This window comes from Thermanaeromonas sp. (assembly GCF_021890735.1).
Taxonomy (GTDB): domain Bacteria; phylum Bacillota; class DSM-521; order Neomoorellales; family Neomoorellaceae; genus Thermanaeromonas.
The window spans coordinates 1-7,780 of sequence record NZ_JAKKUR010000082.1; the positions used below are offsets into that span (position 1 = coordinate 1).

Sequence of the window (7,780 nt, forward strand, 5' to 3'; positions counted from 1 at the left end):
AAGAGGGGGTAAGGCCCCCGGACGCCAGGCCTTACCAAAGCCTGGTCCCCCTTCCCGAGGTTATCGCTTCAGCCCTGGGTGTGGGGGTCTCTTCCAAACAGGTAATGCAACGCTATTTTTCCCTCCTCCGTTATCTGGGCCCGGAGTTGTTCATCCTACAGGAAGCCCCTCTAGAGGAGATTGCCCGCGTGGCCGGCGCGCTTGTAGCTGAGGCGGTGCGGCGGATGCGGGAAGGCGAGATCGAAGTCCACCCGGGTTTTGATGGGGAGTATGGGAAGATAATATTGCTTAAACCGGAAGAAAGGGTGGAGTTTAGCGGCCAGGCTACATTGTTCGGCGTTAAAGCGGTGACGGAAGAGGTGGCGGAGGAAGAAGAAGTATCCGGAGCTTCCAGGAAGTTTGAGCAGGGGGTTAAACCTCCAGAAAGCCCTCAGGAGAAAGCCCGGGCAGAGGGCCTTAAGGGGGAAAACGGGATAACTTTCTCGCCTTCGCCCCTACTTACCGGTCTTAACCCCCAACAGATAGAAGCAGTAACGGCAGAAGAAGGTCCAGTGGTGGTCATTGCCGGGCCGGGTACAGGGAAAACGCGGACTTTAGTTTACCGCCTGGCTTACCTTTTAGGAGAAAAGAAGGTGCCGCCGGGTGATGTCGCCGCGGTAACCTTTACTAATAAAGCTGCTGAGGAAATCAAGGAACGGGCGGAAGGGTTACTTAAGGGGATGATACATGGAAAAGCTTTTACCGTAGGAACCTTTCACAGTATATGTCTGGACCTCCTCCGCCAGGTGTACGGTCTAGAATTTACCCTGCTAGATGAAGCGGATGTCTTAGAAATCTGGAAGGAAGTGTTACGGGAAAGAACGGCTACGGGGAAGGAAAAAGCAAGACGGCTTAAGGAGGAGATCTCCCTCCTTAAAAGCCGGGGGTTGGAACCTTCCTCCCCTGGTGTACCGCCTGATCTTAGGCGCTTTTACGAAGCTTACCAGGAAAGGCTTTTTTACTACCGGGCCTTGGATTATGATGACCTGCTTTTAGAGGCGTTGCGCCGGGAAGAGGCCCGTGCAGCCCAAGGGGAGCCCGGCCGCTTTGCCCACCTTTTGGTGGATGAATTCCAGGACGTAAATCCGGTGCAGTACCGTTTAGTGTGTGTTTGGGCAGGTGACGGAAGGAACCTATTTGTAATAGGAGACCCGGACCAGGCTATCTACGGTTTCCGGGGAGCTGACCACCGGTTTTTCTTTAAATTACAGGAAGAGTTTCCCCAGGCTAAGGTCATAAGGCTGGTGCTTAACTACCGTTCAACCCCTACTATTCTTAAGGCTGCCTGTGGCCTGCTCAGACAAAAAGAATTCCAACTAAAAGCTACCCGGGGGGACGGTCCCCGGATCCTGTATATGGAAGTACCTAGTGACATGGCTGAAGGCATCGCTGTAGTACGTGAAATAGAGCACCTGGTGGGCGGATCTACCATGCTTCACGCTCACGGGCAATACACCCCAGCCGGCCAGAACGGTGTAGAAATTGAAGACAAAAGCTACAGTTTCTCGGATATAGCAGTCTTGTTCCGGACAAGCCGCGAGCTTCAAAAGCTGGAGGAATGCTTTTTTAAAGAAGGCATACCCTACCGGGTGATAGGGCGGGAAAGTTTTTTAGAAGACCCTAAGGTGCGGGAGGCCATAGAATTTTTCCGTTGTGTAAATTCTCCGGAAGATGATTTCTACCTTTACCGCAGCTTAAGGCGGACAGGGGTAAAAGAAGAGCACCTGGCTCTGCTGTTAGAGACGGCCCAGCGCGCGGGGGCTTCTCTCTGGGAGTTTATAGGCAAGCTGGTGGAGGGGAAGGGCTACCATTCGGGTAGCGCGATGAGAGAGGCTTTGACGCTTTCTCCGGAAATACTGTCCAGGCTAGAGCATTTCCGGGAAACTCTTTTAGTCTACCGGGAGCTAGCCGGTACAAAACAAACTCTTGAACTTTTGGCACGTTGGAAGGAAGAGCACTGCCCACAATGTTCGGAGGGCCTGGAAAAGCTCTGTAAGGTGGCTGCACGTTTTGATACCCTGCCCTCTTTCCTGCAGGGGATCACCCTGGCCCAGGAGGCCGATCACGAGCGCTTGGGGGGTCAAACCTTGGCTCCTGAATTCGTCAGCCTTATGACCCTTCATGCTGCCAAGGGTTTAGAATTCCCGGTGGTCTTTATTACAGGTGTAGATGACGGGATAATTCCCCATACAGGAAGACTGGATGAAGGAAAGGGAGTAACTAGGGAAAAGGAGCTTCCTAGAGAAAAGAATCAGTTCCTAGAGGAGCTTGAAGAAGAAAGGCGCCTCTTTTATGTAGGGATCACCCGGGCTAAAGAAGTTCTTGTTCTAATTTCAGCACGGGCAAGGACCGTATACGGAAGAAGGGCTCTTTTTCAACCTTCCCGCTTCCTCCGGGATATACCCTCTGATTGCCTTAAGAAAAAAATATGGAAGGATGAGCGGAAGAAAAAGGAAACAGAGGGAGAGGAGTGGGAGCAGCTCAGTTTATTTCCGGGGAGGAGCTGAATGCGGGTCCGAATATGAACCTAGTCTATGCAAGAATACTAAACGCGGAAGCACCTCAGGGTGCGGCTTGGTGAATTTAAAGGAGCAAGGCCGGTTGGGGGATGATAAAAGGGTAGATGCAGTTAGAGTTAACCAATTTAGGCAAGGTTTTCTGGCCAGAAGAAGGATTGACCAAATTCGCCCTTATAAAGTATTACATTGACATGGCACCGGTGGTGTTGCCGTACCTTAAAGGTAGGCCCGTAGTAATGAAGCGTTACCCGGACGGAATAACCGGAAAGGCTTTCTACCAGAAGGAATGCCCGGATTATGCCCCCCCTTGGGTAAAGACCCTCCCTGTATACCACCCGGATAGCGCCAAGACCATCAACTATGTCCTGTGTAATAACCCGGAGACCCTGGCCTGGTTGGCCAACTTAGGATGTATTGAGCTTCACGCCTGGCTTTCCCGGGCAGATCACCTGGAATATCCTGATATAGCGGTCATAGACCTGGATCCGGGAGAAGGTGCAACATTTGAGGCTGCTTTAGAAGCGGCTCTTTTTTTACGCCGGGCCTTAGAAGAATTTAGGCTTACCGGTTATCCCAAGACTTCGGGAGCCAGAGGCCTTCATATTTTTATACCCTTACAGCCCCGCTGGACCTTTTCGGAAGTAACGAATGCTATAGGTGCCCTGTGTGATGTGCTGGTTAGCCTTTATCCCCAAAAGTTTACTTGTGCCCGCCCGGTCCCTAAGCGTCGCAACAAGGTATACCTGGATTACTTACAAAATGTCCGGGGCCGCTCTATGGCCTTCCCTTATAGCCTACGGCCTCTACCCGGGGCTCCGGTATCTGCTCCCCTGACCTGGGAAGAAGTGGAGGAAGGGAATATAAACCCCAAGGATTTTAACATTCATACTATCCGGAACCGGCTAAAGGAACGGGGGGACCTTTACCGAGGGATACTAGAGAACCCGCAGGATCTCAAGCCGCTCCTTAAGCTAGCTCAAGTTAAGTTCCGGAAAGGGTAGGACAGAAAAGCTTAATTATAGTTGCTCTGGGAGTATGGCTTAGGGTTTACGGAGAGATACTACACCTGAGGTGAGGGCCGTGCGCCCCCTTTGGAAAGGAGCCATCAGCTTCGGTCTGGTTTACGTACCGGTAAAGCTGTATAAGGCCACCGAAAGTAAAGACATAACATTCCATTACCTGCACGCCAAGTGTAAGACACCCATCCAGTACAGGAAGTTTTGCCCTTACTGCCAGGTGGAGGTTCCCCCTGAGGAGATCGTCCGGGGGTACGAATACGAAAAGGGCAAATATGTTATCTTGCGAGAAGAAGACCTGGAAGGCCTTCCCCAAGAAACCACCAGAACCATAAGTCTCCTCGATTTTGTAGACCTTCGGGAGATAGACCCCGTATATTTTGAACGCCCCTACTATTTGGTTCCCGATGATGGTGGAGAAAAACCCTATGCTTTATTGCGAGAAGCCTTAAGAGCCACTAATAGAATAGGCATTGCTAAAGTGGCTTTAAGGAACAGGGCTTCTCTGGCTGCAGTAAGGGTATACGGTAAGGGTCTAATGCTTAACACCATGATATACCCTGAGGAATTACGCCCGGTACAAGAACTTAGTGAACTTAATTTTGAGGTGCGCCTTCATCCTAGAGAGGTGGAGATGGCGGTCAACCTTATCAACACCTTGGCGGCAGAATTTGAGCCGGAGAAGTATACAGATGAGTACCGGAAAGCCCTCAGGGAGATTATTGAAGCCAAGATAGCGGGTGAAGAAGTAGAAGTTCCGGCCCGGCCCGAAGCCCAGAAAGTTGTGGACCTTATGGAAGCCCTTAAAGCCAGTATAGAGCTGGCTAAAAAGGAGGAAAAGGGTAGAGTGCGGCGCCGGAGGAAGACCTCATGAGAGGAGAAAGTACCAGCTTACCCTTATTTAAGCTGCGGCCCATGTTGGCCGTATCTAGTCCTCCTTTTGATTCTCCTCACTTTCTTTATGAGGTAAAGTGGGACGGCTACCGTTGTTTGGCCTACATCGACGGCAAAACGGTCCTCCAATCCCGCAACCTGCATGACCTCACCCCGTCCTTTCCGGAATTATCTAACCTGCACTATAAAGTTAAAGGACAGCCGGCAGTACTGGACGGAGAAATAATCATATTAGATGAAAAAGGGCTTCCTTCTTTTAACCTCCTGAAGGCACGAGGAAGTTTGACCGGTGAGTGGAAGGTACGGAGGGCAGCCAGCCGGTTTCCTGCGCTTTTTGTGGCTTTTGATCTCCTCTATTACCGGGGTGAAAATATTATGTCTAAACCTATAGAGGTACGGAAAAGCCTTTTGCAAGAATCTGTTTCCGGGTCAGATAACTTAGCGTTATCCAACTTTATCGATACCTACGGCACCAGTTTTTTTGAAAGCTGCTTGAAACAGGGGCTAGAAGGGGTCATGGCCAAGGAAAAAGGAAGCCCGTACCTGCCGGGGCGCCGCTCCTCCTACTGGCGCAAGTTTAAGCGCACACAGCGGGGGCAATTTTTTGTTTTGGGGTACCAGCCGGGGACCGGACGCCGTCGCTTGGGGGCTCTTCTTTTAGGTGAATATAAGGATGGCCGGTTAATATACCGGGGAAAGGTAGGCACCGGTTTTGACCGGGAGGAAGAAGAGAGGCTATTAACGGAGCTGGAGAGGCTACCTACTACTGCTTCTCCCTTTAAAGAACCGGTGCCCGGTTTGACCCGGCCGCGGTGGGTAGAACCGCGGCTTATATGCGAAGTGGAATATTTAGAGGAAACTCCGGAGGGCTACCTCCGCCACCCCAGCTACCGGGGTTTACTTACCGGAGACTAGTTTTTGCTGGTAGTCATACATCATCCTGGAAATTTCGGCGATGATAGCGAAACCCTGGTCGGGATCTTCTACTCCTTGGGAGAGAACGGCTACTATAAAGGGCCTGGAGCCGAAGACCACACCTACATCCCCCGGACTGCCCCAGACGAAACCTTCTTTATGGGCTACCTTAACGCCATCCGGGAGATTCCTGGGGATGCCTTCGTTATAAATGGTATTGGCCATATCGTCCAGGAGGCGCCGTCCATCGTCGCTAACCTGGGCAAAATCTAGGGTAGCTTGTACATAGACGGCCATATCCCGGGCTGTACTTAGATTTTGGCCGTTGGGGAACACCGTCCGCCCGCCTATCCTGCGCATGAAGTCGGCTACGCTGTCCCTGCCTACAAAGTCCCGTAACATGTTGTAGGCGATATTATCGCTAGTGGTGATGGCCAGGGTGACCAGGGTTCTTAAAGTGAACTTGTCCCCATCCCGGGCACTAAATTGCAGTATCCCGCTTCCTCCCTGGTAGTGGAGGCCGCTTTCATAAACTAATTTTTGGTTCCAGTCTAGAACGCCTTGAGCTACCAGATGATTAATGAAAAGCACGGTAGGGAGCTTGGTTGTACTGGCAGCCGGAAGGGGGATCTCAGCATTGATTCCGAAAGATTGCCCCGATAGGAGATCTTTGAAAAATACGCCGTAAGTTCCGGGCTTGTCCGCCAGGTAAGCTTCAATTTGTTGTTTCAAGGGAGTATAATCAGGCGGGCTTGAGGGAGGCCCTTCAGGGATATATAGGGTTTGACCAGGATAAATAAGGTCGCTTAACAAATTATTGGCTTCTTTTAAAGTTGTTATATTTGTTTTAAAGCGCTGGGCGATAAGCCACAAGCTATCCCTGGGCTGCACCTGGTAAGTCATAGCCCAAGCTATAACGGGCCCAAAAGCCAATAAGATTAGTACGAAAAGGGGGAAACATAAGCGTAAGAATCTGCGGTAACGCAAGGCTAAACACCTCCACTCTTATTTAAGCATAAATGAAGGCGAAAAATATTCGGAAAATATAAAGTTGAGCGATGCAATTTTTGGTGATCAAGGAAAAGCTTGCGAGGCAGCAGGAGAAAATTAAGTAACATTTAAAGTTATTAGGAGGATTTAAGGAAGATATAGCGAATTATAGACCTAAGGAGAATTACCAAATAAATGGGGGAAGCCCTAATAATCTTGAATGGGCAAGACACTAATAATCTTGAATGGGCAAGACGGGAAAGGGAGAGAAAGAGATGGCTTCTACAGCAGTGGGTAAAAGCATATCCAGAGTGGATGCTGTGGCCAAGGTTACCGGTAAAGCCAAATATGCCGGGGACTTTTTAGAAAGGGATATGCTGGTGGGTAAAATCCTAAGGAGCCCTTATGCCCATGCCCTGGTTAAAAATATCGACGTCAGCAAGGCAAAAGCTTTACCCGGAGTAGAGGCGGTTTTAACCTATAAAGATGTCCCCCAGAACAAATTCGCTACTGCAGGCCATCCCTATGCTTTAGATCCCCGGCAGAGGGATAAAGAGGATCGCACTATTTTAACTAATAAAGCTCGCTTTGTAGGGGATGCCATTGCTGCTGTGGTAGCAACGGACGAATTGGTAGCCGAAGAAGCCTTGAGATTGATTGAAGTAGAGTATGAAGTATTGGAACCGGTGTTCGATCCTGAAGAGGCCATGAAGGAAGGAGCACCCAGGATACATGAGGATTGTGAAAGGAATATCGTAAGTTCTGTGGGTTACGAGATTGGGAATATTGAGGAAGCTTTTAAAGAAGCCGACTACATTTTCGAAGATCAATTTGAAACAAGCATTGTACAGCACTGCCAGTTGGAGAACCATGTAGCCTGTGCTTATGTAGATAGCGATGGCCGCATTGTAATTATAACATCCACCCAGATCCCCCATATTGTAAGGAGAATCGTAGCCCAAGCTTTGGGTATTCCCTGGGGAAGGGTGCGTGTAATTAAGCCTTATGTGGGCGGCGGGTTTGGGAGCAAGCAGGATGTTTGCCTGGAGCCTTTAGTTGCTGCTATGACTTTGGCTGTGGGCGGAAGGCCGGTGAGACTGGAGCTGTCCAGGGAAGAGTGCATGATCGATACCCGGACCCGGCATGCTATCAAGTATAAAATTAAAACCGGTGTTTCCAGAGACGGGAAGTTAATCGGAATGCATATAATTGCCATCTCCAACACCGGCGCCTATGCCTCCCATGGCCATTCTATCCTTATGGCTGGAGGCTCCAAATTCAGGGTCTTATATCCCATGAAAGCCTTAAAATATGAGCCGTACACTGTGTATACAAATTTACCTGTAGCTGGCGCCATGCGGGGTTACGGCTCTCCCCAGATAACCTTTGCTGTGGAGTGCCATCTAG

The 7,780-nt window shown here is 50.2% G+C and carries 6 protein-coding genes; 5 read left to right on the forward strand and 1 reads right to left on the reverse strand.

Annotated features, from left to right (window positions below; translation table 11 throughout):
* From L5656_RS09705 to ligD (L5656_RS09720), 4 genes are all read left to right on the forward strand, one after another.
* The coding region (locus L5656_RS09705; protein ID WP_297202425.1) for a UvrD-helicase domain-containing protein at positions 1–2,546 on the forward strand (2,546 nt) is incomplete at its 5' end.
* Between the two features lie 116 nt (positions 2,547–2,662).
* On the forward strand, positions 2,663–3,559 hold the full coding sequence (gene ligD, locus L5656_RS09710) for a non-homologous end-joining DNA ligase (RefSeq protein ID WP_297202427.1): 897 nt from the start codon (positions 2,663–2,665) through the stop codon (positions 3,557–3,559).
* Between the two features lie 79 nt (positions 3,560–3,638).
* Positions 3,639–4,448, forward strand: a complete 810-nt coding sequence (locus L5656_RS09715) for a Ku protein (RefSeq protein WP_297202429.1) — start codon at positions 3,639–3,641, stop codon at positions 4,446–4,448.
* Positions 4,445–5,383, forward strand: coding sequence for a non-homologous end-joining DNA ligase (gene ligD / locus L5656_RS09720; protein WP_297202431.1), 939 nt, complete (start codon positions 4,445–4,447; stop codon positions 5,381–5,383). Before L5656_RS09715 ends, ligD (L5656_RS09720) begins: the two co-directional genes overlap by 4 nt.
* On the opposite strand, the gene L5656_RS09725 is transcribed toward ligD (L5656_RS09720), so the two are convergent.
* Positions 5,366–6,370: a serine hydrolase gene (locus L5656_RS09725; protein WP_297202433.1), complete on the reverse strand. Its 1,005-nt coding sequence runs from the start codon at positions 6,368–6,370 to the stop codon at positions 5,366–5,368. The genes ligD (L5656_RS09720) and L5656_RS09725 overlap by 18 nt on opposite strands.
* A 278-nt stretch (positions 6,371–6,648) precedes the next feature.
* Between L5656_RS09725 and L5656_RS09730 the strand changes: the two genes are divergently transcribed.
* A partial coding sequence (locus L5656_RS09730; RefSeq protein WP_297202435.1) for a molybdopterin cofactor-binding domain-containing protein occupies positions 6,649–7,780 on the forward strand: 1,132 nt, incomplete at its 3' end.

Excerpts from the sequence above, each read along its gene's own strand:
- ligD (WP_297202427.1), top strand. The coding sequence starts at position 2,663 with ATGCAGTTAGAGTTAACCAATTTAGGCAAGGTTTTCTGGCCAGAAGAA.
- ligD (WP_297202431.1), top strand. The coding sequence starts at position 4,445 with ATGAGAGGAGAAAGTACCAGCTTACCCTTATTTAAGCTGCGGCCCATG.